Source organism: Gluconacetobacter brunescens (genome assembly GCF_048695475.1).
Lineage (GTDB): Bacteria > Pseudomonadota > Alphaproteobacteria > Acetobacterales > Acetobacteraceae > Gluconacetobacter.
The window spans coordinates 39,999-66,528 of the sequence record NZ_JBLHEN010000001.1; the positions used below are offsets into that span (position 1 = coordinate 39,999).

At 67.2% G+C, this 26,530-nt stretch carries 22 protein-coding genes; 12 read left to right on the forward strand and 10 right to left on the reverse strand.

All coding sequences use genetic code 11. The annotated features are described in order from the left end of the window. Positions 1 to 52: 52 nt before the first annotated feature. Entirely contained in the window at positions 53 to 718 is a 666-nt protein-coding gene (locus tag ACMAUO_RS00190) for an alpha/beta hydrolase (RefSeq protein WP_114726738.1), read from the reverse strand. Between the two features lie 612 nt (positions 719 to 1,330). Between ACMAUO_RS00190 and ACMAUO_RS00195 the strand changes: the two genes are divergently transcribed. From ACMAUO_RS00195 to ACMAUO_RS00220, 6 genes are all read left to right on the forward strand, one after another. After that, positions 1,331 to 2,476: a cysteine desulfurase family protein gene (locus tag ACMAUO_RS00195; protein ID WP_420355002.1), complete on the forward strand. Its 1,146-nt coding sequence runs from the start codon at positions 1,331 to 1,333 to the stop codon at positions 2,474 to 2,476. Then, positions 2,473 to 3,714: a cysteine desulfurase family protein gene (locus ACMAUO_RS00200; RefSeq protein ID WP_420355003.1), complete on the forward strand. Its 1,242-nt coding sequence runs from the start codon at positions 2,473 to 2,475 to the stop codon at positions 3,712 to 3,714. Before ACMAUO_RS00195 ends, ACMAUO_RS00200 begins: the two co-directional genes overlap by 4 nt. Then, positions 3,702 to 4,016, forward strand: coding sequence for a ferredoxin family 2Fe-2S iron-sulfur cluster binding protein (locus ACMAUO_RS00205; protein WP_420355004.1), 315 nt, complete (start codon positions 3,702 to 3,704; stop codon positions 4,014 to 4,016). Before ACMAUO_RS00200 ends, ACMAUO_RS00205 begins: the two co-directional genes overlap by 13 nt. A gap of 22 nt (positions 4,017 to 4,038) precedes the next feature. Continuing rightward, positions 4,039 to 5,151, forward strand: a complete 1,113-nt coding sequence (gene mnmA / locus ACMAUO_RS00210; protein WP_420355005.1) for a tRNA 2-thiouridine(34) synthase MnmA — start codon at positions 4,039 to 4,041, stop codon at positions 5,149 to 5,151. 275 nt (positions 5,152 to 5,426) lie between these two features. Further along, positions 5,427 to 6,095: a glutathione S-transferase family protein gene (locus ACMAUO_RS00215; protein WP_420355006.1), complete on the forward strand. Its 669-nt coding sequence runs from the start codon at positions 5,427 to 5,429 to the stop codon at positions 6,093 to 6,095. A gap of 10 nt (positions 6,096 to 6,105) precedes the next feature. Further along, a complete protein-coding gene (locus ACMAUO_RS00220) occupies positions 6,106 to 7,212 on the forward strand; it encodes a glycosyltransferase family 4 protein (protein WP_420357144.1) in 1,107 nt (368 codons plus the stop codon). Positions 7,213 to 7,216: 4 nt separating this feature from the next. On the opposite strand, the gene ACMAUO_RS00225 is transcribed toward ACMAUO_RS00220, so the two are convergent. Then, positions 7,217 to 7,975 (reverse strand): hypothetical protein, encoded by a 759-nt coding sequence (locus tag ACMAUO_RS00225; RefSeq protein ID WP_420355007.1) that lies wholly within the window; start codon positions 7,973 to 7,975, stop codon positions 7,217 to 7,219. A gap of 182 nt (positions 7,976 to 8,157) precedes the next feature. Between ACMAUO_RS00225 and ACMAUO_RS00230 the strand changes: the two genes are divergently transcribed. Together ACMAUO_RS00230 and ACMAUO_RS00235 are read left to right on the forward strand one after the other, a co-directional pair. Beyond that, complete coding sequence (locus ACMAUO_RS00230; RefSeq protein WP_420355008.1) at positions 8,158 to 9,144, forward strand: CobW family GTP-binding protein; 987 nt, start codon at positions 8,158 to 8,160, stop codon at positions 9,142 to 9,144. 5 nt (positions 9,145 to 9,149) lie between these two features. Beyond that, positions 9,150 to 10,217 carry a WD40 repeat domain-containing protein gene (locus ACMAUO_RS00235; RefSeq protein WP_420357145.1) on the forward strand — a complete coding sequence of 356 codons (1,068 nt, stop codon included), beginning with the start codon at positions 9,150 to 9,152 and terminating at the stop codon, positions 10,215 to 10,217. Positions 10,218 to 10,256: 39 nt separating this feature from the next. Here ACMAUO_RS00235 and ACMAUO_RS00240 read toward each other — a convergent pair whose 3' ends face one another. The 3 genes from ACMAUO_RS00240 to ACMAUO_RS00250 form a co-directional block, all read right to left on the reverse strand. Next, complete coding sequence (locus ACMAUO_RS00240) at positions 10,257 to 11,633, reverse strand: chloride channel protein (protein WP_420357146.1); 1,377 nt, start codon at positions 11,631 to 11,633, stop codon at positions 10,257 to 10,259. Between the two features lie 212 nt (positions 11,634 to 11,845). After that, a complete protein-coding gene (locus ACMAUO_RS00245) occupies positions 11,846 to 12,757 on the reverse strand; it encodes a cation diffusion facilitator family transporter (RefSeq protein WP_420355009.1) in 912 nt (303 codons plus the stop codon). A 4-nt stretch (positions 12,758 to 12,761) separates the two neighbouring features. After that, entirely contained in the window at positions 12,762 to 13,781 is a 1,020-nt protein-coding gene (locus ACMAUO_RS00250) for a cation diffusion facilitator family transporter (protein WP_420355010.1), read from the reverse strand. A 176-nt stretch (positions 13,782 to 13,957) separates the two neighbouring features. On the opposite strand from ACMAUO_RS00250, the gene ACMAUO_RS00255 reads away from it, so the two are divergent. Further along, positions 13,958 to 15,643 carry an NAD(P)/FAD-dependent oxidoreductase gene (locus ACMAUO_RS00255; RefSeq protein WP_420355011.1) on the forward strand — a complete coding sequence of 562 codons (1,686 nt, stop codon included), beginning with the start codon at positions 13,958 to 13,960 and terminating at the stop codon, positions 15,641 to 15,643. A 377-nt stretch (positions 15,644 to 16,020) separates the two neighbouring features. On the opposite strand, the gene ACMAUO_RS00260 is transcribed toward ACMAUO_RS00255, so the two are convergent. The 4 genes from ACMAUO_RS00260 to ACMAUO_RS00275 all read right to left on the reverse strand — a co-directional run bounded on the left by ACMAUO_RS00260 (position 16,021) and on the right by ACMAUO_RS00275 (position 22,202). Then, positions 16,021 to 17,271, reverse strand: coding sequence for an MFS transporter (locus tag ACMAUO_RS00260; protein WP_420355012.1), 1,251 nt, complete (start codon positions 17,269 to 17,271; stop codon positions 16,021 to 16,023). Between the two features lie 235 nt (positions 17,272 to 17,506). Further along, positions 17,507 to 18,457, reverse strand: a complete 951-nt coding sequence (locus ACMAUO_RS00265) for an alpha/beta hydrolase (RefSeq protein ID WP_420357147.1) — start codon at positions 18,455 to 18,457, stop codon at positions 17,507 to 17,509. A gap of 196 nt (positions 18,458 to 18,653) precedes the next feature. After that, a complete protein-coding gene (locus tag ACMAUO_RS00270) occupies positions 18,654 to 21,614 on the reverse strand; it encodes a two-component regulator propeller domain-containing protein (RefSeq protein WP_420355013.1) in 2,961 nt (986 codons plus the stop codon). A 225-nt stretch (positions 21,615 to 21,839) separates the two neighbouring features. Then, positions 21,840 to 22,202 carry an ArsR/SmtB family transcription factor gene (locus ACMAUO_RS00275; protein WP_420355014.1) on the reverse strand — a complete coding sequence of 121 codons (363 nt, stop codon included), beginning with the start codon at positions 22,200 to 22,202 and terminating at the stop codon, positions 21,840 to 21,842. Between the two features lie 88 nt (positions 22,203 to 22,290). Here ACMAUO_RS00275 and ACMAUO_RS00280 point away from each other — a divergent pair, with 88 nt between their 5' ends. From ACMAUO_RS00280 to ACMAUO_RS00290, 3 genes are all read left to right on the forward strand, one after another. Continuing rightward, positions 22,291 to 23,385 carry an NADH:flavin oxidoreductase/NADH oxidase gene (locus ACMAUO_RS00280; protein ID WP_420355015.1) on the forward strand — a complete coding sequence of 365 codons (1,095 nt, stop codon included), beginning with the start codon at positions 22,291 to 22,293 and terminating at the stop codon, positions 23,383 to 23,385. A gap of 296 nt (positions 23,386 to 23,681) precedes the next feature. Continuing rightward, entirely contained in the window at positions 23,682 to 24,269 is a 588-nt protein-coding gene (locus ACMAUO_RS00285) for a PadR family transcriptional regulator (RefSeq protein WP_420355016.1), read from the forward strand. Positions 24,270 to 24,288: 19 nt separating this feature from the next. Continuing rightward, positions 24,289 to 25,074, forward strand: a complete 786-nt coding sequence (locus ACMAUO_RS00290) for a siderophore-interacting protein (protein WP_420355017.1) — start codon at positions 24,289 to 24,291, stop codon at positions 25,072 to 25,074. A 113-nt stretch (positions 25,075 to 25,187) separates the two neighbouring features. Here ACMAUO_RS00290 and ACMAUO_RS00295 read toward each other — a convergent pair whose 3' ends face one another. Beyond that, positions 25,188 to 26,309: an L-dopachrome tautomerase-related protein gene (locus ACMAUO_RS00295; RefSeq protein ID WP_420357148.1), complete on the reverse strand. Its 1,122-nt coding sequence runs from the start codon at positions 26,307 to 26,309 to the stop codon at positions 25,188 to 25,190. Positions 26,310 to 26,530 lie beyond the last annotated feature (221 nt).

Here is a 26,530-nt window from a genome sequence, read left to right on the forward strand (position 1 = left end):
AATCTCTTGCCGCGCCGCCGGGAACAAAGCCCGGCGGCGCGGCAACAGGGGGTCAGTCGGCGGCCAGGGCCAGCGCGCCGCGCGCCATGATGGTGCTGACATGGTCTTCCAGGGCTTCGGCCACCTGGTCGGCATGGTTGGCGAAGACGTGGTCGGCGCCGGCGAAGATGCGATAATCCACCGAGACGCCCTTCTGGGTGTTCAGCTTGTCGACCAGCTTGCGGATCGCGGGCTCGGGAACCAGCTCGTCGGCCTCGCCGGCGATCATCAGTCCGCCGCAGGGGCAGGGGGCGAGGAAGCCGAAATCGTAATGATTGGCCGGCGGCGCGACGCTGATCCAGCCGGTGATTTCCGGCCGGCGCATCAGAAGCTGCATGCCGACGAAAGCACCGAACGAATAGCCGGCGATCCACAGCCCGCCGGCATTCGGGTTGACCATCTGCATCCAGTCCAGCGCCGCAGCGGCGTCGGAGATTTCACCGATGCCGCCATCGTAGCGGCCCTGCGAACGGCCGACCCCACGCGAATTATATCGCATGACCGAGAAACCCATCTTCTCGAACGAGCGATACATCGCATAGGTGATGCGGTTGTTCATGGTGCCGCCATGAAGCGGGTGCGGATGAAGGACCAGAGCGAGCGGCGCATTGGGCTCGCTTGAATGGTGATAACGTCCCTCAAGGCGGCCGTCGGGGCCGGCGAACATGACCTCAGGCATTCGTATCCCGCAATATGCTTCCCGCGCCCTCTGGCATGGCGTCGGGATCGTTACTGTGGCGGCCGGTGGACGACGATGCCCCGTCGCCTGCCGGCGGATATGAAAGGGCGGCTCACGGTCCGCCCCCGACAGATGGGCACATGGCCCTTGCGATCACGCTTGACGTCTGGTCATACCGACAGCGCCGATCCGAATGGGATGGGGGCAGGCCGACATTGCATCCTCGTTAAAGTGACGCAACGCGAGGGCGGCGCGAAATGCCGGTTCGTCAGGCGTGGATTGCATTTCAGACAGTCATGGAACCCCAGGGAAGGCCGCCTGAGGCTGGCTGGTTGACTTCCTGCGGGGTGTGGCCATAGTCCAGTATCCCTTCATTGCATCAGGGCGGTAGCCACCGTCCATTGAACGCCCATGCGGACGATGCTGTTCGCCCGGCATTGACAATACTCATCGCGCTTCCGGCGGTTCATGGACCGACCGCCTTGCTGTGGGGATGTATATAGCGATCCGGAATCGCCAATTGCCAGATAATTCGTGTTTACACTGGCCGGCGCGGCCCGCAGCGTGCCGTCATGCCGAACGGGCGGGCACCGGAAACAGGGGGAGAATGGCATGGAGCGGGACTGGATCTATTTCGATGCCAACGCCTCGGAACCCGTGCGGCCGGCGGCGCTGGAGGCCATGGTTCGTGCGGCATCCGTGACCGGCAATCCGTCATCGGTGCATCGGGCGGGGCGACAGGCGCGCGCCGTGCTCGAATCGGCGCGGGAGCGGCTGGCGGGCCTGTTCGGCGCCCGGGCGGAGAATTGCGTCATGACCTCCGGCGGCACCGAGGCCAACCTGCTGGCGGTAGCCGGACTGGGGGCCGGGCGGCGGGTGCTGGCCTCGGCGATCGAGCATGACGCAGTGCGTGCGGCGGCGGTCGCGGAGAGCATTCCCGTGGATGGCGACGGCGTGGTGCGGCTGGATGTGCTGGAGCGGATGCTGGCCGAGCCGGATGCCCCGCCGGCGCTGGTCTGCCTGATGCTGGCGAATAATGAGGTAGGCACCATCCAGCCGGTCGCCGAGGCGGCGCGCCTCTGCCGCAGCCACGGCGCGCTGCTGCATGTCGATGCCGTGCAGGCGGCGGGGCGGATCGCGGTGGATCTGCGCGAACTGGGTGCCGACAGCCTGGCGATATCGGGGCACAAATTCGGCGGGGTGAAGGGGGCCGGGGCGCTGCTGCTGGCCGGCGAGACGACGCGGGTGCTGTCGCCAGTCATGGCCGGCGGCGGGCAGGAACTAGGGCGGCGCGGCGGCACGCCGGCCCTGCCGGCAATCGCCGCGATGGCCGAGGCGGCAGCGGAGGCTGTCCGGGCGCTGGCGAACGAAGACGGCACATCCCAAATGGCGGGCTGGCGCGATGCCATCGAGGCGGCGGCGGTGGCCGTGGGGGCCGTGGCCTGCGGCGACGCCGCGCCGCGCCTGCCCAACACCACCTCTCTGGCGCTGCCGGAGCGCGCTGCGCAGACGCAACTGATCGCGCTGGATCTCGCCGGGTTCGGGGTGTCGGCCGGGTCGGCCTGTTCGTCGGGCAAGGTGGCGCGGTCGCATGTGCTGGAGGCGATGGGGCTTGGGCCGCTGGCGGGCGAGGCGATCCGGGTTTCGCTGCCCTGGACGACGCGGGAGGAGGATGTGATGCGCTTTATCGACGCCTATCGCGCGATGGCGGCTCGGCTGCCCGCGCGCCGCGCGACGCTGGAGGAGGCAGGGGCATGACAGCGGACATTTCCGGCGCGAACATGCGCCCCCTCTATCTGGACTATCAGGCCACCACGCCCTGCGACCCGGAGGTGGTGGCGGCGATGATGCCCTGGTTCGCCGAGGCGTTCGGCAATCCGCACAGCGTGGACCACGCGATGGGCCGGCAGGCGCGCGACGCGGTGGAGGCGGCACGGGCGGAGGTCGCGGCGCTGCTGGGGGCGGATGAGCGCGAGATCGTGTTCACCTCCGGCGCCACCGAGGCCAACAACATCGCCATCAAGGGCGCGGTGCGCCATCTGGCGACGCGGGGCGATACGCGGCGGCGTGTCATCACCGTGGCGACCGAGCATAAATGCGTGCTGGAGTCGGTGCGCGACCTGGCGGCGGAGGGGTTCGAGCCGGTGATCCTGCCGGTGGGGACGGACGGGCGGCTGGACCCGGCGGTGCTGCGCGCGGCGCTGGCGGTGCCGACCCTGCTGGTCAGCATCATGGCGGCGAATAACGAGACCGGCGTGCTGCACGACATGGCCGCCCTGGCGCCGGAGGTGCGCGCGGCCGGCGCGCTGCTGCATAGCGACGTGGCACAGGCGGCGGGCAAGGTGGCGCTGGATGTGCGGGCGATGGATCTCGATCTGGCATCGGTCTCCGCCCACAAGCTCTATGGGCCCAAGGGCGTGGGGGCGCTGTATGTCCGCCGGCGGCCGCGCGTGCGGCTGGCCCCGCTGTTCTCGGGCGGCGGGCAGGAGCGGGGGCTGCGTTCGGGCACGCTGGCCACGCCGCTGCTGGTGGGGTTCGGCGTGGCCTGCCGCATCGCGCGTGCGGTGCGGGTGGAGGAAGCGCGGCGGATGGCGGGGCTGCGCGACGGTTTGCTAAACCGTTTGCAGGCGGCCATTCCGGGTGTGGTGGTCAATGGGTCCATGACGCACCGGCTGCCGGCCAACCTCAATCTGCGGTTCCCCGAGGTGCGGGCGCTCGATGTGATCGCGCGGGCGCCGGATCTGTGTGTCTCCACCGGATCGGCCTGTTCTTCGGCCGAACTGGTGCCCTCCTATGTGCTGACCGCGATGGGGCTGGATGCGGACGCGGCCGCGCGAAGCTTGCGTCTGGCGGTGGGACGCTATACCTCAGCCGCCGATATGGATCGCGCGGCGGCGATCCTGTGCCGGGCGGTGGCGGATGCGCGCGCGGCGGGGGTCGCCGCCCTTCACCCCACTGATGACGACACGGCCAGGATAGCAGAATGCCGCATATGATTTTCATCGAGCATGACGGAACCCGTCGCGAGGTCGACGCACCGGTCGGCTTGTCGGTTCTGGAGATCGCCCACAAGCACGGGGTCGATCTGGAAGGCGCGTGCGAGGGCTCGCTGGCCTGCGCCACCTGCCACGTCGTGGTCGACCCCGAATGGGCGCCGAAGCTGGCCGAGCCGACCGAAGACGAGGAAGACATGCTGGACCTGGCCTTCGGGCTGGAAAAGACCTCGCGCCTCGGCTGCCAGATCGTGATGACCGAAGCCCTCGACGGGCTGGTCGTGCGGCTGCCCCGTACGGCCTGAACGAACGGAAGGACCCCAGCCCATGCGGATCATGGTCGCCATGTCGGGCGGCGTGGACAGCAGCGTGGTGGCCGCGCGCCTGGTGGCCGAGGGCCACGAGGTGGTGGGTGCCACGTTGCAGCTCTATGATTCGCGGGCCAGCGCGCGCAAGGGCGCGTGCTGTGCTGGGCGCGACATTCATGACGCGCGCCGCGTGGCCGACCGGCTGGGCATTCCGCATTATGTGATCGACGCCGAAAGCCGGTTCCGCGAGAGCGTGATCGAGACCTTCGCCAACGCCTATGCCGGCGGCGAGACCCCGGTGCCGTGCGTGGCCTGCAATCAGGGCGTGAAATTTACCGACCTGCTGGGCATGGCGCGCGATCTGGGCGTCGATGCGATGGCGACCGGCCATTACGTCCGCCGCATCGAAGGCGCCGCCGGGCCGGAACTGCATCGCCCGGTCGATGCCTCCCGCGACCAGTCGTGGTTTCTGTTCGCGACCACGCGCGAGCAACTGGATTTCCTGCGTTTTCCGTTGGGCGACATGCCGGACAAGGCCGCCGTGCGCGCCGAGGCCGAGCGGTTCGGGCTGGAAGTCGCCTCGAAGCCCGACAGCCAGGATCTGTGCTTCGTCTCCGACGGCTCCTATGCCGAAGTGGTCGAGAAGCTGCGCCCCGAAATGGCGGGCAGCGGCGAGATCGTGGACGAAACCGGCCGGGTGGTCGGCCAGCATGACGGTGTGACCCGCTTTACGGTCGGGCAGAGCCGCCGGCTGGGCAATGCCGCGATGCGCGACGGCGAGCGGCAGATGGTGGTCGGGATCGAGCCGGCGGCGCGCCGGGTGGTGATCGGCCCGCGTGCGCGTGGCGCGGTGCATGAGGTCGCGTTGCGGAACATGAACTGGCTGATCCCTCCGCCGGAAGAGGATCTGCGCTGCATGGTGCAGATCCGCGCGCGCGAAGAGGTGCGGGCGGCGACAGTGCGGCGGACGGCGGACGGCGCTATCGTGACGCTGGACGAGCCGGCGATGCCGGCGCCGGGGCAGGCCTGCGTGCTGTATGATGGCAGCCGGGTGCTGGGCGGCGGGTTCATCCGGCGGCGGGAGCCGGTAGCATCTTCTTTTTCTGAAGAAAAAGAAGCAAAAAGACTTTGATCCGTTAGAGCCTGATCGAAAATGTGGGCTGGTGAGCGAGAGCGCCGCATAGCGGCGCGCCCGGCGTGTGTTTTTGAGCATCGGAGCGGAGCGGCCTTGATGGCCGTGAGCACCGAAGCGCAGGAAACGCGCGCTGGATCGCCGCCAGCGCGCATTTTCGGTCAGGCTCTTAAAGAGCCTCGCGTGCCCCCAGCACAAGGCTCCTGAACAGATCAGAAGTTTTTTGGTTCTTTTTTTCAAAAAAGAACAAAGGCTCTTGCGAAAGGGGACCCACCATGGCGGACGGCAAACTCTATATCGGCACCAGGCGCTATTCCTCCTGGTCGCTCCGTGGCTGGCTGGCCGTGCATCTGGCGGGACTGGATGTCGAGGAGGTGGTGATTCCGCTTGCCGGCGGCGGCGGCACGACCGCGATCAAGGCGGTCTCGCCCAACGGAATGGTGCCTTATCTGGAGCATCGCGGCGCGCGCGTGTGGGAAAGCCTGGCGATCGGCGAATATTGCGCCGAGATCACGCCCGCCCTGTGGCCGTCGGACCGGCTGGCGCGGGCGCATGCGCGCAGCATCGCCGCCGAAATGCATGCCGGCTTCCGGCCGCTGCGCATGGCCCTGCCGATGAATCTGGGCCGCCACGGCCGACCGCTGGCGGGTGGCCTGGCCGAAGATGTGCAGGCCGATATCGCGCGGATCGACGCCCTGCTGTCGGGCACCCGCGCCGCGTTCGGGCAGGGCGGCCCGTATCTGTTCGGCGCGGACCTGACGGTGGCGGATGCGATGTTCGCGCCGGTGATCGCCCGCTTCCTGGGCTACGGCGTGCAACTGTCGACGGTGGCGGCCGATTACGCGACCCTGTTGCGGGCGCACCCGCTGATGGCGCGCTGGTATGACGATGCGGCCCGCGAGCCGGAATCGTGGCAACTGGAGCGGTTCGAAACCCTCGCCTGAACGGCTGGTGATGCACAGCGCGCCGGTCCTGACCGTGCTGCCGCCGCGCGAGCGGTTTGCGCCGGGGCAGGCGGGGGCGATCAGCCTGCTGGTGCATCGGCTGGTAGCGCCCGGCGATATCGTGGTCGGGTCGCCAGTCGAACGGCCCTTTGCCGGCGTGGCGTTTCAGGCGGTGCAGCGCGTGCCATGGATCATCTGGCCCCGCAGCATGGTAGGGCGTTATTCGGCCGGCGTGGCGCGAATCGTGCGCCAGGTAAGGCCGGCGCTGGTCGAAATCCACAATCGGCCCGATATCGCCCTGTCATTGGCAGGCTGCTTCCCCGATCTGCCCATGATTTTGACCCTTCATAACGACCCGTGCGGCATGCGGGGCGCTGTATCGCCCGCACAGCGGGCGGCGCTGGCGCGGCGCATGCAGGTCATCGCGGTGTCGGATTGGGTGCGCCAGCGCTTTGCCGAAGGGCTGCCCGATGTCGCGGTGGCGGTAATGCCGAACTGCATCGACATCGCCTCCCTGCCGCCGCCGCTGCCGGCGGCGGCGCGGGAGCGGACAATCCTGTTTGCCGGACGGGTGGTGGCGGACAAGGGGACGGATGCATTCGTCGCCGCCTGTGGCGCGGTGCTGCCGCATCTGCCGGGCTGGCGGGCGTGCATGATCGGGGCCGACCGGTTCGGCGCGGATTCGCCCGAAACACCGTTTCTGCGGGCCCTGCGCCCCGCCGCGCAGGCGGCCGGGGTGGAGATGGCGGGATATCGGCCACATGAACAGGTATTGGAGGAGATGGCGCGGGCCGCCATCGTGGTGGTGCCCAGCCGCTGGGCCGAACCGTTCGGCCTGACGGCGCTGGAGGCGATGGCCTGTGGCGCGGCGCTGGTCGCCTCGCCGGTGGGCGGATTGCGGGACCTGGTGGGCGATGCCGCCATCCTGGCGCCGCCGGACCCGGTCGCCGGGCTGGCGGCGGCGATCGGCGACCTGGCGACCTCACCCGAACGGCGCGCCGTGCTCTCGGCGCGCGGGCGGGCGCGGGCGGCGCTGTTCGATTGCGTGGCGGCGCGCGAAAGGCTGGGCGCTCTGCGTCGGGCGGCTGTCGCGGGACGGCCGCCGGATGACCTTTAGCCGTCTATAATTGCGGCAGGGTCTGCTCGACCTCGTTCAGGGCGCGCTGGGCGACCTGGATGTCGCTGTCCGGTTGTGTCTTCAGGCGGTGCCGGGCCTCCCGAAGAAGGGCTTCCATCTGCTTTGCCAGGGTCCGCACGGCTTGCTGGAAATTCTGGTTGTCGTTCGTCCCCGTGGCGCTCTGCCCGGTAGGCGAAGTGCTTTCGGAGGCAGGATCGGGTGTATTGGCCGTATCGGCCGGCTCGGAGACATCCGGGATGTCCTGATCGTCCGGCGCGGGGGCCTGGGTTGTGGCCTGTGGCGCGGTCGTGATCATGGTGCCCACGTTGGCGAGGCTGGGGGCCGATCCCTGATTCTGCGTATATTGCTGCACGGCGACCGCGAGCTGGCGGGCGAGCTGTGCCAGTTCGCCGGCCAGGGCCTTGGGCGACATGAAGGCTTCCATGAGCATCAATTGGCGGATCTGCGCCGTGAGCCGATCGACCCATTGCTCGGCCATGGCCCGGATGGATTGCTGGCTGGACTGGATATCCTGATCCAGCCGCGCGAGCGCCGTCTGAGACGCGGACTCGCTGTTTCCACCCTGGGTGGACGAATCGGCCAGAAACGCGAGGCCCGCCTGCGACAGCGTGACGATGACCGACGACGTTTCGGCCCGACCCGGCTGGCCGGTGGTGACGACGAGGGCGGTTTCGCTTTCCGCGATGTCGGCCACGGCCGCAGGGGAGGTGCCGGTCTGGGTGATGACGGCGGAAACGGGCATCGTTCTATCCCTTGATAGCCGCCCGAGTGTTCGGAAGAATCGTTAACAGGTGGTTAATGGCACTCGGTGCGGGACGGGGCCGCCGGTGGGTATGCGCCTGTTTCCCTCACGCGGGGGATGGGATGGACGCGCCGGGGCGCCTATATGCTGAAGCCAATATGGACGCATGGACAGGAGACGACATGTCTGAGACCCAAGCGGCGACCGGCGACGGGCTGGTGCCGGTCACGGTGCTGACCGGCTTTCTCGGTGCCGGAAAGACGACGCTGCTCAATCATATCCTGACGGCCGAACACGGGCGGAAATACGCCGTGGTGATCAACGAGTTCGGTGAACTGGGTGTGGATAACGACCTCGTGGTGGATGCCGACGAGGAAGTGTTCGAAATGAACAATGGCTGCATCTGCTGCACGGTGCGGGGCGACCTGATCCGCATCCTGGGCAGCCTGATGAAGCGGCGGACGAAATTCGACGGCATCATCGTCGAGACCACCGGCCTCGCCGATCCGGCGCCGGTCGCGCAGACCTTCTTCGTCGACGAGGACGTGCGCGGCAAGACGCGGCTGGATGCGGTGGTCACGGTCGTCGATGCGCTGAACGTGGTGCAGACCCTCGAAGAGAGCCCCGAGGCGGTGAACCAGATCGCCTTCGCCGACGTGATCATCCTCAACAAGACCGATCTGGCGGACGAGCCGACGCTGGAAGCCATCGAGGCACGCATTCGCACCATCAACCCGGTGGCGCGCCTGCATCGTGCCCAGCGCGGCAATGTGGCGCTGGCCGAGGTGCTGGACCAGGGCGGGTTCGACCTCGCGCGGGCGCTGGAGCATGCGCCGCATTTTCTGGAGGACACCAGCCACTCGCATGAGGAGAACGTGACTTCGGTCTCCTATGTGGTGGAAGAGCCGCTGGACGCCGCGAAGTTCCAGGCATGGATCGGCGCGGTGCTTCAGGAGCAGGGGCCGGACATCCTGCGCGCCAAGGGCATCATGAACTACGAGGGCGAGGACCGGCGCTTCGCCTTCCAGGCCGTGCATATGATGGCCGATGGCGGCTTCATCGGGCCGTGGAAAGAAGGCGAGAAGAAGGAATCCCGCCTGGTGATGATCGGCCGCAACCTCAACCGCCCGCGCCTGCGTCGCGGCTTCGAGAGCTGCCGCGCACGATGACGGGGATGCAGACCGAAAGCGGGGCCCCGGCCGGGCTGCTCGAACGGCGGGGCGCCACGCGCACGCTCGATGGCCATGTCATCGGCTGCGTGGCATCGCGCGACAGCAACCAGTTCGCCTTCGCGACCGCCGAGGGCGACGTGGTGCTGGCGGCGCGCGCGGATTTCACCAACGCCGCCGCGTGGCAGGTGCAGACGGTGCATGACGGCGCCATCCTGTGCCTCGCACCCGACGCCGCGCCGACCGGCTTCCTGACCGGCGGCGACGATTCCACGCTGCGCCGGATCGGCGCGGACGGCGCGGTGACCGACCTGGTACGTGGCCGGCGCTGGATCGAGCATGTCACCACCTGGATCGACGCGAAGAACACGCCGAAATCGGGTGTGATCGCCTTTGCCTCCGGCAAGCAGGTCGAACTGCGCGATGCCGCCGGCACGACAACGCTGAAGGTGCTGGAGCATCCCTCCACCGTCAGCGGACTGACCTTCGATGCCAAGGGCAAGCGGGTGGCGGCGTCGCACTATAACGGCGCGTCGATGTGGTTCGTGCAGGCCAAGGTCGACAACCCCCGGCGGCTGGACTGGAAGGGCAGCCACACCGGCATCATCATCCATCCGGGCGGCGATGCGCTGGTGACCAGCATGCAGGAAAACGAACTGCATGGCTGGCGGCTGGCCGACGGGCACAACATGCGCATGAGCGGCTATCCGGCCAAGGTGCAGTCGATGGCCTTCTCGCGCACCGGCAAGTGGCTGGTGACCAGCGGGGCGGACAGCGTGGTGATGTGGCCGTTCTTCGGCGGCGGCCCGATGGGCAAGGCGCCGGTCGAACTGGCCGGAATGCCCGGCGTGATCTGCCGGCGCGTGGCGTGCCATCCGGTGCATGAGATCGTGGCGGCGGGCTTTGCCGACGGCACCATCCTGCTGGAAGACGCGGCGGCGCAGAAGGTTCTGCCGGTGCGCGATTCCGGCGGCGGGGCGATCTCGGCGCTGGCCTTCAGCCCCGACGGCACCGGCCTGGCATTCGGGACCGAGGACGGCGCGATCGGGATCGTCGATCTGGCCGCACGCTAGGCGTTCGGCACCGGGGCCGTGTCAGCGGCCCCGGTGCGATCAGGCGCGGTCGGAGGCCGCAGGGGCGGGCAGGACGCCACCGCCCGCGCCGGGGGCGGGCGTCTCGGCCGGCGGTGGCGGCGGGGCGTGTTCCACCACCGAGAGGAATTTCTCCGCCAGCGCACTGTAGAGCGAGCGCGGGCAGATCATGCGCGAGACACCATAGGCGAGGAACGACGTGGCCAGCAGCGCCAGCGTGACCTGTTGGTTGTCCGACATTTCCATCACGATCACGCTGGCCGTCAGCGGCGCCTGCACCACGGCCGAGAAATAGGCGACCGTGCCCAGTAGGACCACCGCGCCGGGCGTCGTATGCGGCAGGAACTGCGCCACCCAGCCGCCGATCCCCGCCCCGATGGCCAGCGACGGCGCGAACAGCCCGCCCGGAATGCCCGAGCAGTAGGACACGATGGTGGCGAAATATTTGAGGATGAAGAACGAGGCCGGATAGCTGGTCTGCCCGGCGATGATCTCGCGCGCCTGGATATAGCCCGTGCCGTAGGTGATGCCGCCCGAGGCGATCCCCAGGATGGCCAGCACCAGCCCGCAGAGGGCGGCGAAGGCGATCGGCCGGTGCGTGACGAACCGGCCCAGCGCGCCCGGCAGGCCCTGGGAGGTGCGGATCAGGATCGCCGAGAACACGCCGCCGCTGATGCCGCCCAGGATGCCGCAGGTCAGCACCGCCATCCAGCTTATGCCGATCGGCACCACGACGTCGGTATGGCCGAAATAGGTATAGTTGCCGACCAGCGCGATGGCGGTAACGCCCGAGAGGATCACGCCCGTCAGCATCGTGCCGCTGGTGCGCTGTTCGAAGGAATGGCTCAGTTCCTCGATCGCGAACACGATTCCGCCCAGCGGCGTGTTGAAGGCCGCCGACACGCCCGAGGCGCCCCCCGCCAGGATCAGCCCGCGCCGGACGCTGACCGTGGAGAGATTAAGCCACCGCCCAAAACCATGCATGATGGCCGCGCCGACCTGCACCGTCGGCCCCTCGCGGCCGATCGAGGCGCCGGCCAGCAGGCCCAGCGTGGTCAGCAGGATCTTGCCGAAGGCGATGCGCAGCGACAGCAGCCGGTCGACGATGGTGAAATTTTCCAGATGCAGGGCGGCGATGGTCTGCGGAATGCCCGAGCCCTGGGCACCGCGGAACCAGGTGCGCGTCAGCCACGTCGAGAGCGCGAGGCCGGCCGGCGTCAGCGCCAGCATCACCCACGGGTCCCACGCCACCAGCCGGTCGCACAGGGCGGAGGCCTTGTCGGCGGAGGTGGCGAAGCCAACGGCGACGAGGCCGACCACCACGGACGCCGTCCAGTACACGATCTTGCGGCGCCACTGCGCGGTGGTGACCCGGGCGGAACGGCGCAGATGTCGCATATGGCGGATGCGCAGTTCGGTCAGGTCGGTCTTCATCGGCGGGGTGTCCGGAACAATGGCCCCGGGCCGGATGGACCGGGGAACGTGCGGTATGTACCGCCCTTTACTCCGTACACGGCCGATGTTTCCACAGGAACCGCGCACATATCCCTGACGGGGGGCGGATGCTGTGTTGTGCCCGACACAACGGAACTTTCACGATGCGGGCGTTCTCACTGGGGGATCGCGATCCCGCAATGCTTGGCCTTGCGGTCGGGCTCGACATGGATATGGATCAGCGCGTCGCCGATGCGCGCGCGCAGCGCGGCCTCGATCCGGTCGCAGATCTCGTGTGCCGCATCCACGCTCATGGCGCCGGGCACGACCAGATGGAATTCCACGAAGGCCATGGCACCGACGATGCGGGCGCGCAGGTCATGCGCCTCGATCGCGCCGTGGCCGCTGGTGGCGATGACCTGGCGGATCGTCTCCAGCGTCTCGGGGTCGGGGGCCTCGTCCATCAGGCCGGCAATGGATTCGCGCATCATGCCCCAGCCCACCCGCAGCACGTTGAGCGCGATCAGCCCCGCCAGCAGCGGGTCGATCCACGGCCATCCGGTCAGCGGGATCAGGATGAAGCCGCCCACCAGCCCGACGGTGGTCCAGACGTCGGACATTACATGCCGGCCGGCCGCGACCAGGGTGGGCGACCGCTTCACACGCCCGGCGCGCAGCAGCACCAGCGCCCACGCCAGGTTCAGCAGCCCGGCCGACCCGTTCAATGCAAGGCCCAGCAACGGCGCATCGGGCAGGCTGGGATGCTGCCAGTCGATCCACGCCTCGCGGCCGATGACGAAGGCCGTTATCAGCACCAGCACGCCCTCGGCCACGGCCGAGAGATATTCGGCCTTGTAATGGCCGTAGGTATGGTTCTCGTCCGCCGGCAGGCTGGCGATATGCAGTGCCCACAGGCCGGTGAGGGCGGCCACGACATTGATGATCGTCTCGACCGCGTCGGAGTAAAGCGCGATCGAGCCGGTCGCGCGCCACGCCGCGTATTTCAGGCCCAGCGCCGCGATGCTGACGCCAAGGCTGGTCCAGGCCAGCGCGGTCTTGCTGATGTCGGGCATCCTGATCTCGGGCATGGGCTCAGGGCACGCTCGCGTCGGCCAGCACGCAGCGGGTAGCGTAGGACAGGGTTTCGATCTGGAAGGTCGGGTGACCGATGCTGAAGCGGGTGCGCAGCGTGTCGGTCGCATCGCCCAGCAGCGTGTCGTCGGCTGGAGCGGTGCAGACCAGATGCACGGTCAGCGCGGTCTCGGTGGTGCTGATCGGCCAGATATGCAGGTCGTGCAGGTCCTCCACGCCCGGCAGGGCACGCAGATAGGCTTCCACGCCCGCGCGGTCGATGGTGCGCGGCACACGGTCCAGCGCCATGTCCAGCGAATCGCGCAGCAGCGACCACGTGCCGGCGACGATGGCGCAGGACAGCGCCAAGCCCACGATCGGGTCCAGCCGGGCCCAGCCGGTATAGTAGATGACCGCACCCGCAACCACGACGCCGGCCGACATCACCGTATCGGCCAGCATGTGCAGGAAGGCGCCGCGAATGTTCAAATCGTCGCCGCCACGGGCGAACAGCAGGGTCGTGGCGCCATTGACCACGATGCCCCCTGCGGCCACGGCCATGACCGTGCCGCCCGGAACAGCCGTGGGTTCGATCAGCCGCAGGATCGATTCCCAGACGATGCCGCCGGTGACCAGCAGCAGCGCCACCGCATTGCCCAGCGCTGCGAGAATGGAAGACCGCCGCAGCCCGTAGGTGAATTCGGCGCTGGGCGCGCGCTTCGACAGCGTGTGGGCCAGCCACGCCGCGCCCAGGGCCAGCACGTCGGACAGGTTGTGCCCGGCATCGGCCAGCAGGGCCAGCGCGTGGGAGGTAACGCCCCAGGCGGCCTCGGCGAACACATAGACCAGGTTGAGCCCGATTCCCCAGGCAAAGGCGGCGCCGAACGACGCGGGGGCATGGACATGCCCGTGTCCGTGGTGCCCATGATGGTCATGGTCATGGTCATGGTCATGGTCATGGTCATGGTCATGGTTGCATGCGTGCGCCCCGGTCGGCCCTGCATGCCCGTGCGCGGATGCGGAATCGTGCGAATGGGCCATGAAAGCGGGTTCTCCTCGAACGGCGGCTCTCTCTATCAGAAGCATTGCGCCGGGGGCCAGTCCCGCGTTCTTTCGTCATGGCGCGCGGTCGTGATAAGGCACGGCGCGTGGCTGCCGGTCGCGCCGGCCCGCTGTTGAACACTCCCGTACTCCCGCGAACGGATGCTCCGCCCCGCATGATCCGATTGACCGAAATCAGGCTCCCTCTCGATCACCAGCCCGATGCGCTGGCGGCGGAAATCGTGCGCCGGCTGGGCATCGCGGGCGAGGATTTGCTGGACCATACGATCTTCCGTCGCGGTTACGACGCGCGGCGGCGGGGGGCGATCACGCTGGTCTATACGGTCGATTGCGCGGTGCGGGACGAGGCAGCCGTCCTCGCGCGGCTAGCCGGCACGCCGCATGTCGCCGTCGCGCCCGACACGGCCTATCATTTCGTGATGCGCGACGGCGCCAGTTTCGCCGACCGGCCGGGCTATCGCCGCCCGGTGGTGATCGGGGCGGGGCCGTGCGGCCTGCTGGCGGGGCTGCTGCTGGCGCAGATGGGCCTGCGCCCGCTGATCCTGGAACGGGGCAAGGTGGTGCGCGAACGCACCGTCGATACCTTCGCGCTCTGGCGCAAATCGGTGCTGACGCCCGAGAGCAACGTGCAGTTCGGCGAAGGCGGGGCCGGTACGTTCTCCGACGGCAAGCTGTATAGCCAGGTCAGCGATCCGCGCCATTACGGGCGCAAGGTGCTGCATGAATTCGTCAAGGCGGGCGCGCCGGAAGAGATCCTGTATCTCTCCAAGCCGCATATCGGCACCTTCCGCCTGGTGTCGATGGTCGAGCATATCCGCGCCGAGATCGAGGCCCTGGGTGGCACCTACCGGTTCGATACCCGCGTCGAGGATATCCTGCTGGCCACCGATGAAGCCGGCGCGCGGCGGGTCGTGGGGCTGCGCCTGGCGGATGGCGAGGAGATCGCGGCCGACCACGTCGTGCTCGCGGTCGGCCACAGTGCGCGCGACACCTTCACGATGCTGCATGGCCACGGCGTGGCGATGGAGGCCAAGCCCTTTTCCATCGGCGTGCGGATCGAACATCCGCAATCGGTGATCGACGCGGCACGGTTCGGCACCCAGGCGGGCAACCCGCTGCTGGGGGCGGCGGACTACCGGCTGGTGCATCACGCCTCCAACGGACGCGCGGTCTATTCCTTCTGCATGTGCCCCGGCGGCACGGTGGTGGCCGCGACTTCGGAGGAAGGGCGCGTCGTCACCAACGGCATGAGCCAGTATTCCCGCGCCGAGCGCAACGCCAATGCCGGGATCGTGGTCGGCGTGACGCCCGATGCCGATTATCCCGGTGGCCCGCTGGCCGGCATCGCCTTCCAGCGCCATTGGGAGCGCCAGGCCTTTCTGGCCGGTGGCGGCGATTACCGCGCTCCCGCGCAGCGCGTCGGCGACTTCCTCGCCGGCCGCCCCTCCACCCATCTCGGCACGGTCGAGCCCAGCTACCGCCCCGGCGTCACACCGACCGACCTTGCCACCTGCCTGCCGGATTTCGTGGTACTGGCGATGCGCGAAGCACTGGCGGCATTCGGCGGGCAACTGAACGGGTTCGACATGGCGGACGCGGTCCTGACCGGCGTGGAAACCCGCACGTCTTCGCCGCTGCGCATTCCGCGCGGCCCGGACGGACAATGCACCAACGTTGCCGGCCTGTATCCGGCGGGCGAGGGGGCAGGCTATGCCGGGGGCATCCTCTCGGCAGCCATCGACGGCATCCGCGTGGCCGAAGCCGTGGCCCTGACCATGGCGGGCCGCCCGGTGGACGGGCTGATCCGCCAGACCATGACCCGCAGCGCCCAGGCCCAGTAAGAGCCTGACCGAAAATGCGCGCTGGTGGCGATCCGACGCGCGTTTCCTGTGCTCCGGTGCTCACGGCCATCAAGGCCGCTCCGCGCCGAGGCTCGGAAACACACGACGGCCGTGCCGCTGCGCGGCACTCTCGCTCACCAGCCCACATTTTCGATCAGGCTCCAAGCGCCTGACCGAAAACGCGCGCTGACGGCAATCCGACGCGCGTTTCCTGTGCTTCGGTGCTCACGGCCATCAAGGCCGCTCCGCGCCGAGGCTCGGAAACCCACGACGGTCGTGCCGCTGCGCGGCACTCTCGCTCACCAGCCCACATTTTCGATCAGGCTCCAAGCGCCCGCGGTCTTCCACCCGATCGGTGAGAAGGGTGCGGTAATCGTCTATTTTCCGAACCGGCGTTGCAACTGGAAGAGATGCACCGCCGGCCAGAAACTGAGAATGGCAGCCACCAGCAGCGACATGCGCAGGGCATCGGCGCCGAAATGCGGCGTCAGCATATCGCTGATCCACCCGAAGAGCGGCGGGCCGAGCCCGATGCCGATCGCATTGGCCAGCAGTGCGTACATCCCCATCGCGGCCGCCCGGCGATGCGCCGGCACCACGCTCGGGATCGCCCCGTAAACCGGGCCGGTGCACAGGGCCGAGAGCGTCGATGTCACCACCAGCATCGTCAGCGACAGATCAAGCGAATGCGTCAGCACCTGGATGACCTGAAACGGCTGGGCAATGAGATAGGCCCAGAAGGCGAACCGCATCGCACCACGGAAACCGAAGCGTGCTGCCACGCGGTCGGCAATCGGCCCGCCAAGAAAGGTCCCGACCACGCTCGCAATCCCGATGCCGATTCCGAACCACGCACCGGCCTGCCCCGACGACAGGCCAAAGGACCGCATATAGAAGGAAACCCCCCACAACGTGACGCCGTAGGTCACGACCTGGCCGGTCACACCATACAGCAGCAGGTCGCGCAACGGCCGGTTGGCAAGCAACGCCCGCCATGATTCCGCCTCTCGCGCCACATGCGGCAGGCGCGGCTCGCGGACGAACAGAACCATCAGGATCGCGACCGGAATTCCCGCCAACCCGACCGCCGTAAATGTCATGCGCCAGCCGACATGCTCCACCAGCCAGCCGCCCCCCGCCAGCCCGACGATATAGCCAAGATAGGATATGCCGTAGGCGATCGAGAACGACGTGCTGCGCTTCTCCGGCGTCGAGTAGGCCGCGTTCAGCGAGGCGGAGGAGGGCGAGAACGCAGCCTGCCCCAGCCCCACGCACACACGGGCGGCCGCCATGCTGGCGATCCCATGCGTGCGCCCCATCAGGGCGGTCGCGACACTCCACAGCGCAATCCCGAACGACGCCATGCGCGCCGCAAATCCCCGGTCGGAAATCAGCGCGAACGGCACGATCATCACGCCATAAAGCAGCGCAAAGGCCGTTCCCCCCAGCAGCCCCACCGTGGCATCCGAGAGATGCAGATCATGCTTGATCGCATCATTCGCCGTCGAGAACACAAACCGGTCGATGAAATCGAGCATCCCCGCCACGCCGAGCAGCAGGATGACCGTAGGCGACCAGCCGCGCTTGCCGGGATTATCGAGATGCCTCTCGGAACTCGTTTCGTTCATGCTTGATATCCGAACGGCCAGCGCCTGTAGAATGTCATGGATTGCTTCCATTTTTATACATGGACGCAATCCGTAGCACATTCACGCAGGCTGCGGCCCATCTGCCCTGAGAGCCTGACCGAAAATGCGGGCTGGCGGCGATGACGGCCGAGTATGCACGGGCTCTCGATGCTTTTGGCGGGAACCTGCGACTGTCGCCTTCCGGACACGCGCATGTGAAATGCTGCCACCCGGTCTACAGGATCGCGATTTCCTTGAGCCAGTTCTCCACCAATGTGGGCCATCCTGTGATTGGACGATTCGTCTGCCGCAGACCAAAAGCGTGGCCACCTCTTGCGAAAAGATGAACCTCGGCGGGAACCCCGGCATCTTCGAGCGCATGAGCGTAAATCAGGCTCTGCTGAATACCGTCGACCTTATCGTCCCACGCTTGCACGATGAATGTCGGCGGGGTTTGCTTCGTGACGTGAAGCGAAGGATCCATATCCCAGCCATGACCGCGCCATATGTGGCCCGGATAAACGGCAATCGCAAAATCGGGGCGACTGCTGACCTCATCTATCGCATCGACCGGTCTGTAAGCGGATTCAAAGACGTTACTGGTTTCGGCCACGAGATAACCGCCCGCTGAAAAGCCTATCACGCCAATCTTATGCGGATCGATTTTGAGTTCTCCCGCTCTTGACCGCACGAAGCGGATGGTGCGCTGAGCATCTTGCAGGGAACGGCGGATTTTTGGTGTGATGCGGCAATGACAATGGCTGTCATAGTAGTCGTTGCTCTTTGGAACCCGATATTTGAGCAGGACGCATGTAATGCCCTTCGATGTCATCCAATCGCAGATTTCAGTGCCCTCAAGGTCGATCGCGAGTATCTGAAACCCGCCGCCCGGAAAGACTATTATCGCTGCACCAGTATTCTTCCCCTTTGCGGGAAATACGGTCATCGTCGGGGAAGTTACGTCATAGACGGCAGTATATGGCTGTCCGGCAACGACATCAGGAGCCTTGGTGATTTCGACATGTTCGGACACCCAAGAGGCACCCGGCATATCTGGCGCGCCGCTGGGCCAAATCAGAATCTGCTTGAAGCCTGGAGGTGGTTGCCAATCGCCGGGTGTTGTAGCCCCGGCCACATTGGCAACCACGCTTAAAATACCAATGACACAAACTATGATTGGCAGCATCACCCGCACGATCTATATCTCCAGCAGTGCCGACCTAAATCAGTATTGGCGCCCGACACGCTGGATGAATGGCGGGATTTAGGCAAGGCAGTTCGGCTTCCATGCAGTTGCTGTGAGGCGAACGTTGCCATATCTGTAACGATACAATCGCCTTGAAACGCAGAACTACTCGCGGGAGCGCCTTTCAAGCCTTCTTTCACGCTTCCACGCAGATCCTGTCACGCCCAGTATTCTTCGCCCGATAGAGCGCGGCATCCGCCCTTTGCAGCAGCAGCGCGGCGCTCGGCTCTCCCCGGTGGGAACTGACGACCCCGGCGCTGAAGGTCACCCGCAGGGCCAGCGCGCCGCCCCAGTCCTTCTTCGCATGGAAAGCCGCGCGCAGGCGTTCACAGGTGGCTTCGGCTTCCTCCAGCGTGGTTTCCGGCATCAGGAGCGCGAATTCCTCGCCCCCGATGCGCGCGACGATATCCGGTGTGCGGGTTGAGGCTCGCAGCACGTCCGCGATCCCTTGCAGCACCGTGTCGCCCGCCGCGTGGGAGTGTTCGTCGTTGATGCGTTTGAAATGATCGGCGTCGATCAGGGCCAGGCAGAAATCCGGCTCGCCAGCCATGACGCCCTTCAGCACTGCGGCAAGATGTTCGTTGAAGGCGCGGCGGTTCGGCAGGCCGGTCAGCGAATCTTCCCGGGCCTGCCGCGTCGCGACATCGGCCTGCTGGCGCAGGCGTTCCAGCAGAAGGGTCTTTTCACGGTCGGCGGCCTGCAGCCGTTCGGCCGTCTGCGTCAGTTCGCCCGTCCGCTCCGCGATGATGCGCGACAGGAAGCGGGCCTGGCGCCGATAATGATAGGCGATGCCAAGATAGATCGCCATCAGCAGCGCGCCGAACGCCACAAGCGCGCCGATCCACACTTCCTGGCGCTGCCACCACATCGGGTCAACGACGATCGGCACCGCCATGTCGTGCGTGGACCAGGCGCCGCCGGGATGGGCGGCGGAGACGCGCAGCGTATAGTCACCCGGCGGCAGGCCGACCAACCGCAGGCTGCGCGTGTTGCCTTGCTCCGTCCATGACGGGTCCATGCCTTCCAGCAATGTCCGGTAGATGATCCGGTCGGGCAGCAGATAGCTCAGTGCCGCGTAGCGCACCGTCAGGCCATGACCGGCGGGAATGTGAATGGCCGCGCCGTTGGAGGGCAGGGGCAGCGGATTGCCGTCGAGATCGAGCGAGCCGAGCGCGACCGAGGGCGGGGGCGGCCGGGTGACGAAGACATGCACCTGGGCCGGGTCGGCATGGGCGACGCCGATGGCGGTGGCGATCCAGATCGTGCCGTCCCGGCGCAGGATTGCGGGCGGAGTCGCGCTGCCGTTGGCCTGGCTGCTGAGCAGACCGTCGGCCTCGTCGAAATGCAAAGGGGTCAGATGCTGCGACCGGCCATCGGCCACGGCCTCGATATCGGACAGGGGCAGGCGCATGATGCCGCGATTGCTGGTGAGCCAGACATGGTCCTGCCGGTCGAGCAGCATGGCGAAGATGGAATCGACCGGCAGCCCCTGTTCGCGCGCCACATGCACGATCGCGCCGTCCCGGTCGCGATACAGGCCCCGGTCACTGATGAACCACATGTCGCGGCCCAGCGGCATGAAGCCGAAGATCGTATGCGCCCCTTGCGGGCCAGGGAAACGGATCGTCTGGATGGAGGCGTCATGCAGATGGCGTACCCCGTCGAGCGTGCCGATCCACAGATCGTCTCCTTGCGCCCGCAAGGCGGTAATCCCGCCATGCGGGGCGCCCGCCCCTTCGAGCGGGCGCGGCGGCCCGTTATCCACGCGGAAGACACCGTGCTGCGTGCCGACCCAGACCGCGCCGTTTTCGTTGGTGCTGATCGCCCGGATATTGCCGGCAGGCAATCCTTCCGCCGTGCCGAAATGGCGGAAGCTGCCGTCCGGCAGGTGCTCGTACAGCCCGTCTGAATAGGTGCCGATCCACAGATTGCCATCCCTGTCCTCCGCAAGGCTCAGGACGGCCGGCTGGTGATCGTGCTCGGCGGCCAGCGGCACGGTGGCCATCGTGCCGCCCGGGCCTTCACGCGACAGGCCGCTATCCGTGCCCACCCACAGCCGGCCGTCGCGATCTTCCAGAACCGCCCGGGCAAAATCGTCGGGCAGGCCGTCCTGCCGGGTGAGGGTGCTGAACAGGGCTTCGCGCAGACGGTACAGGCCGCCGTTGGAGCCGATCCACAGGCTGCCCTCGCTGTCCTCCATCAGGCTGAGGATGCGCCCGGATGCCGGCGTCATGCTATCGGGCAGGCGTTCGATGCCGGCGGAGGAAAGACGCAGCAGCCCGTGATCCTCGGTGGCCGCCCACAACGCGCCGTGCCGGTCCTGCGCCAGAGCCGTGATCCATCCGGTATCGTGCAAATCATATTGCAAGGTGGCGCCGGCGGCGTCGATGCGGAAGATCCGACTGCCTGCGACGATCCAGAACGTGCCGTCCGGCCCGCGATAGGGCCAGCTCAGGCCCGGCGGGAGGTGCCAGTCGGTCGGGGCGGCATGGACGTGGCCATGGGCATCTCGGACCACGACACCGTCATAGCTGCCCAGCCAGAGCGCACCGCTGCTGTCGAACGCCATCCGGCGATAGAGATTCAGCAGCGGCGATTTCGGGGGCGGGCGGACATAATGGAAGACGCCATCCGTCGTCATGCTGCCCAGGCCATTGCCTTCATAAACCAGCCACAGGCGGCCGGTCGGGTCGATCTCCAGGGAGTGGACGGTGATGGAGGGGGCACTGGCGGGATGCGGCCACAGGTGCCACGTGCCGTCGGCGCCATGCCGGCCGACATTGCCCCGGGAATCGCTGAACCAGAGATTGCCCGCCGGATCGGTGGCGATGGTGCCGATCCCGTTATCGAGCAGCGGAACGCGGCTGCCGCGATCATAGACGGTGAACTCCATGCCGTCATAGGACGCCAGCCCTTCCCAGGTGGCGAACCACAGCCGGCCGTCAGGCGTCTGCGCGATGTCGCGGATCGAATTCTGCGGCAGACCGTCGCGCGTTGACCAGTGATCAATGACGTAATTGGCCAGTGGCGGCGGCGGGGGCGCCGCCCAGGCGCGCGGCACCAGCCCGGCCATGCCGCAGAGGAAGGCGACCAGCACCCGCCATCGCGGGGCTTTTCCGGCAAGGAAGGAAAGGACACGCCACCCGGACCCTGATGGCTGCATGGGGGGAGACGGAGCGAAATCCATCGCCCTTAGCTCGGGGCGCCGTTCACCGTGGGCATCGGGATTGAGCCTCCGCGTCCGAGATCCGTACTTCACGTCCTGAATGGCACAGATGTTCCATCATGGCCGGGGCGTCAATAGCAGGCGAGGACGCCGCATTCAGGCGGGTGTGAGCGGACGTGTGGACGCCCCGGTGTCGGCGGGGCGCCCGGTTTCGCCCAGAACCGCCGCCATCAGGCCGGGGAAGCGCCGGTCCAGCATCTCGCGGCGCAGGCTGTTCATGTGCTCCACGCCCTGGCTGGCCGTGTGCAGCACGCCGGAGGCGCGCAGGATACGGAAATGATGCGACATGCTCGATTTCGGCCGGCCGAAGCTCAGGTCGCCGCAATTCATGGGCACGGCGCTGGCGGCGAGGGCCCGGACGATGCGCAGGCGATAGGGATCGGACAGCGCGTGGAAGATCGCTTCCAGCGACACGGTCTCTTCATCCGGATGAGCATAGCCGCATTCAACTCTTGCCATGGCGCCCACTCTACCCGATATGCCATTTGTTCGATAAAAGTAGAACTAAGCCCTCCCGGACGGGAAGGTCGAGGAAAAGGAAGACGGGATGACTCATCTCTTTACCCCCTACACGCTGGGCGACGTGACCTTGCGCAACCGGATCGCGGTTTCGCCCATGTGCCAGTATATGGCCGAGGACGGCATGGTGAACGACTGGCACCATGTGCATCTGGGCACGCTGGCGCGCGGCGGCGCGGGGCTGGTGGTGGTGGAAGCCGCCGCCGTGTCGCCCGAAGGCCGGATCACGCCCGGCGATGTGGGGATCTGGCGCGACGACCAGGCCGAGGCCCTGGCGCCGATCGCGCGCGCCATTACCGAAGCCGGCGCGGTGCCGGGTATCCAGATCGCCCATGCCGGCCGCAAGGCCAGCGCCAACCGGCCGTGGGAAGGCGACGACCATCTACCGGAATCCGATCCGCGCGCCTGGCAGACGATCGCGCCCTCGGCCGTGGCCTTCGGCGCCAACTTGCCCCGCCTGCCGCGCGCGATGACGATCGCGGACATCGAACGGGTGCGGCAGGATTTCGTGTCGGCCGCCATCCGTGCGCGCGATGCCGGGTTCAAATGGCTGATGCTGCATTTCGCGCATGGATATCTGGCGCAGAGCTTCTTTTCTCCATTCGCCAATCAACGGACGGACGCCTATGGCGGTTCCGCCGAAAACCGGGCGCGCTTCCTGGTCGAGACCCTGCGCGCGGTGCGCGCGGTGTGGCCGGAAAACCTGCCGCTATCGATCCGCCTGGGGGTCATCGAGTTCGCCGGCGATGACGAGGCGATGTTCGCCGAGGCGCTGGCCATGCTCCGGGTCATGAAGCAGGAGGGGCTGGGCTTCGTCGATGTGTCGATGGGCTTCAATACCCCGACGGCGCAGATTCCCTGGGGCCCCGGCTTCCTGGGGGCGATTGCCGGGCAGGTCCGGCGCGAGACGGGCCTGCCGACGGCCACGAGCTGGAACGCCGCCAGCGCGCCGCAGCTTGCCGATGCGATGGTGCGTCAGGACGAGGTCGATGTCGTCATGGTCGGGCGCCCGCTGCTCGCCGATCCGCACTGGCCCTATGCGGCGGCGAAGGCGCTGGGCCGTCAGGACGCCGCCTGGGTGCTGCCGCCGCCTTACGCCCACTGGCTGGCCCGATACCGCTAGGAGCCTGACCGAAAATGCGCGCTGGTGGCGATCCGGCGCGCGTTTCCTGCGCTCCGATGCTCGCGGCCATCAAGGCCGCTCCGCTTCGGTGTTCAAAAACACACGCCGGGCGCGCCGCTTGCGCGGCGCTCTCGCTCACCAGCCCACATTTTCGATCAGGCTCCAAAAAGCTGCCTGCAAAGTGCCGCTGGCGGCGATCCGACGTCGGGGGCTGCGTCAGGCACCATCGGCCCGAATGAAGAAAATACATCCCGATATATCTTGACGTCCGATATATCTGGATGCATATCGGGATCATGAAACACAGAAACAGACATGATGGCGGTCGCGATCGCCGCTTCTTTTCCGCTGAAGGCCCCTCCGGATTCATGGGGCCGGGCCGGCATCACGGCCGGGGCGGCGGTGGTCGCCGTGGGGGCCGCAACCGGCTTCTGGATTACGGCGAGATGCGCCTGCTGGTCCTCAGCCTGATCGCCGACAAGCCGACCTATGGCTACGAGCTGATCCGCACCATCGAGGAACGGTTCGGCGGCAGCTACACGCCCAGCCCCGGCGTGATCTACCCGACGCTCACCTGGCTGGACGAAGCGGGCTATGTGCGCCTCGCCGAGGAAGACGGCCGCAAGAGCTATCACATCACCCCGGAAGGCGAGGCGTTCCTGGCCGCGAACCGCGCAGGGCTCGATGAAATTCTCGCCCGCTCGGCAGCCGCCGGCGCGGAAGGCGGCGGGCGCCGGAACATCCCCGTGCCGGTGATGCGCGCCATGGAAAACCTGAAGACGGCGCTGCGCCTGCGCCTGCGCAATGGCGGGCTGGACCCCGCAGCGGAACAGAAGATCGCCGATCTGCTCGACACTGCCGCCCGCGAAATCGGGCAGGCCTGAAGACACAGGAGGAAGGGAGATGAACAGGATCGAATCTCTTCAACCGCGCGGCGATGGCCCCGCGATTCAGCGGGTAAGGCATGAACTGAAGCGCCGCGATCTGGAAGTCGCGGCCGTCGAGCGCCTGACCCCGCACATGATCCGGGTAACGCTGACCGGCGCCGACCTGGACGGTTTAGTCAGCGCGTCGCCTGACGACCACATCAAGATCTTCGTTCCCGACCTCGATGGCGAAATGACGCGGCGGGATTACACGCCGCGCCGCTACGACCCGCGGGCCGGGACCCTGATCCTGGATTTCGTGAACCATGATGGCGGCCCCGCCGCCGCCTGGGCGCGGGCCGCCAGAATCGGGGACCGGCTGGAAATCGGTGGCCCGCGCGGGTCGCAGATCATTGCCGGCCCGGTGGCTGGCTGGCTTCTGATCGGCGACGAAACGGCACTGCCCGCCATCGGCCGCCGGGTCGAGGAGCTTTCGGCCCATGACAGGGTAACGACGGTGGTGGCCGTGCCGGGCGCCGATGACGAGCAGAGGTTCACGACACCCGCCCGACAAGACGCGCACTGGGTCCATCGGCCCATGGAGGCGGCGGACCAGGCGCGGGGTATTCTGGATGTGCTGGCCGGGATCGAAATTCCGGACCGCACCTTCGTCTGGGTCGGCGCCGAGGCCAGCGTGGCGAAGGCCGTGCGCCGCTATCTGCTGGAAGAGCGCGGAATCGCCCCCGCATGGATCAAGGCATCGGGCTACTGGCTCAAGGGCACGGCCGATGCGTCGGTGAAGGATGTGGGCGAGGGCACCTGACCGCAGGTGCTCGCGCGCTGTGCCGGGACTCTTTCAAAGGCCGCGCTGGCGGCGGTCTGACGGCGGTTTTCCGCGCGTCGGATCGCCGTCAGCGCGGCTTTTCCGTTAAACCTTCAGCGCTGGTCTTCCCGGATGGGCGGCGTGATCGGCGCGCGCATCAGCAGATAGGGCGGCTGGCGCAGATCCTTGCCGCCATTGAATCCTGGCAGGCGGTTCCACTGGCCCAGCGTGCAATAGACATGGCTGGCGGTGACGAAGATGCCGTCCGGCCAGACGATGCGCGGGTCGCGCGCCACGACCTCGATCGTGCCGTCTTCCGGCAGCCAGCGCATGATGGAATCATGCTCGCCCGCCGTCAGGTAGATCCGGCCCTGGGCATCGGTCGCCATGCCGTCGGTCATCACCTTCTCGCCGTGATCGGTGACGCCGGCGGCAAGCTGTTCCTCGGTGGCGTCGAAATTCGACAGCAGCGCGGTCGGAATGCTGTAGAGGCGGCGGCTGGTCAACGGCGAGTAATAGAGCCGCGTGCTGTCCGGGCTGAGCGTGATGCTGTCCACGCCGCCGATCGGAAAGGTCGGGTGCGCGGGGTCGTAGCGCAGCGGCCGCCCGTCCAGCACCGTCAGGAACCCTTTCTCGGCCTGGACCGATGGATGATCGGCCAGCACGCGCCGCTGCCGGCCGGTCGCGATATCGACCACCACCAGCGCCGGCGAGGTGCCGAAGGAGGAATCCGCGACATACGCCGTGCCGAGCGCGCCATGCGTCAGGTCGACGCGCAGGTCGTTCATATGGCTGTCGGGCCGCATGGCCGGCGGCTTCAGCACCACGCTGGCGATCAGCCTGTCGGTCGCCGGGTCGATGCCGATCACCTTCGCCGCACCCGGCGCGATGGGGCGGCCGACGATCTTGCCATCGTCGATCGCCCACAGCCGCCCCTTGCTGTCGGTCGTCATGCCATGGATCGAGATCAGCCGCTGGTCCGGGCTGGCGGAGGAGGGCAGGCTGAGGGCCTTGTCGGGATACGGCACCAGCACATCGCCCTTCAGTTCGGCGAGCGTGGCCTTTTTATGATTCTCGGCATGGCGCGGAAAGCCGACGAAGATGCGGTTATCCGGCGTAACGGCAATTCCCGAGGGGCCGGGACCATAGAACTCGGCAACGACTTCCAGCGAGCCGGTGGGCACCGTGTCGCCCGAGACAGTGCCGGCGCGTGCCACGCCGGCCAGAGCGGGCAGAAGGGTGGCGCCAGCGGCGGCGGTGAAAAGGTCGCGACGATTCAATGGTCATTCTCCCTTGGACGAGTGCAGGGTGGCGCGTGCCATGATGTCCCTACATCTCATAAGGTCATGGGCCCGTTGCGCCGAATGAAATGGTTTTTAGATCGTTCTAGTTTCTGCAAGCCTGCCCCGCTTTGACCGGGAAACTTGCCGGTCCGTTTTCGGCGGTTCATTCTGGA

Coding starts and splice junctions, on each gene's coding strand:
- ACMAUO_RS00190 (WP_114726738.1), bottom strand. CDS start 718: ATGCCTGAGGTCATGTTCGCCGGCCCCGACGGCCGCCTTGAGGGACGT.
- ACMAUO_RS00195 (WP_420355002.1), top strand. CDS start 1,331: ATGGAGCGGGACTGGATCTATTTCGATGCCAACGCCTCGGAACCCGTG.
- ACMAUO_RS00200 (WP_420355003.1), top strand. CDS start 2,473: ATGACAGCGGACATTTCCGGCGCGAACATGCGCCCCCTCTATCTGGAC.
- ACMAUO_RS00205 (WP_420355004.1), top strand. CDS start 3,702: ATGCCGCATATGATTTTCATCGAGCATGACGGAACCCGTCGCGAGGTC.
- mnmA (WP_420355005.1), top strand. CDS start 4,039: ATGCGGATCATGGTCGCCATGTCGGGCGGCGTGGACAGCAGCGTGGTG.
- ACMAUO_RS00215 (WP_420355006.1), top strand. CDS start 5,427: ATGGCGGACGGCAAACTCTATATCGGCACCAGGCGCTATTCCTCCTGG.
- ACMAUO_RS00220 (WP_420357144.1), top strand. CDS start 6,106: ATGCACAGCGCGCCGGTCCTGACCGTGCTGCCGCCGCGCGAGCGGTTT.
- ACMAUO_RS00225 (WP_420355007.1), bottom strand. CDS start 7,975: ATGCCCGTTTCCGCCGTCATCACCCAGACCGGCACCTCCCCTGCGGCC.
- ACMAUO_RS00230 (WP_420355008.1), top strand. CDS start 8,158: ATGTCTGAGACCCAAGCGGCGACCGGCGACGGGCTGGTGCCGGTCACG.
- ACMAUO_RS00235 (WP_420357145.1), top strand. CDS start 9,150: ATGCAGACCGAAAGCGGGGCCCCGGCCGGGCTGCTCGAACGGCGGGGC.
- ACMAUO_RS00240 (WP_420357146.1), bottom strand. CDS start 11,633: ATGCGACATCTGCGCCGTTCCGCCCGGGTCACCACCGCGCAGTGGCGC.
- ACMAUO_RS00245 (WP_420355009.1), bottom strand. CDS start 12,757: ATGCCCGAGATCAGGATGCCCGACATCAGCAAGACCGCGCTGGCCTGG.
- ACMAUO_RS00250 (WP_420355010.1), bottom strand. CDS start 13,781: ATGGCCCATTCGCACGATTCCGCATCCGCGCACGGGCATGCAGGGCCG.
- ACMAUO_RS00255 (WP_420355011.1), top strand. CDS start 13,958: ATGATCCGATTGACCGAAATCAGGCTCCCTCTCGATCACCAGCCCGAT.
- ACMAUO_RS00260 (WP_420355012.1), bottom strand. CDS start 17,271: ATGAACGAAACGAGTTCCGAGAGGCATCTCGATAATCCCGGCAAGCGC.
- ACMAUO_RS00265 (WP_420357147.1), bottom strand. CDS start 18,457: ATGCTGCCAATCATAGTTTGTGTCATTGGTATTTTAAGCGTGGTTGCC.
- ACMAUO_RS00275 (WP_420355014.1), bottom strand. CDS start 22,202: ATGGCAAGAGTTGAATGCGGCTATGCTCATCCGGATGAAGAGACCGTG.
- ACMAUO_RS00280 (WP_420355015.1), top strand. CDS start 22,291: ATGACTCATCTCTTTACCCCCTACACGCTGGGCGACGTGACCTTGCGC.
- ACMAUO_RS00285 (WP_420355016.1), top strand. CDS start 23,682: ATGAAACACAGAAACAGACATGATGGCGGTCGCGATCGCCGCTTCTTT.
- ACMAUO_RS00290 (WP_420355017.1), top strand. CDS start 24,289: ATGAACAGGATCGAATCTCTTCAACCGCGCGGCGATGGCCCCGCGATT.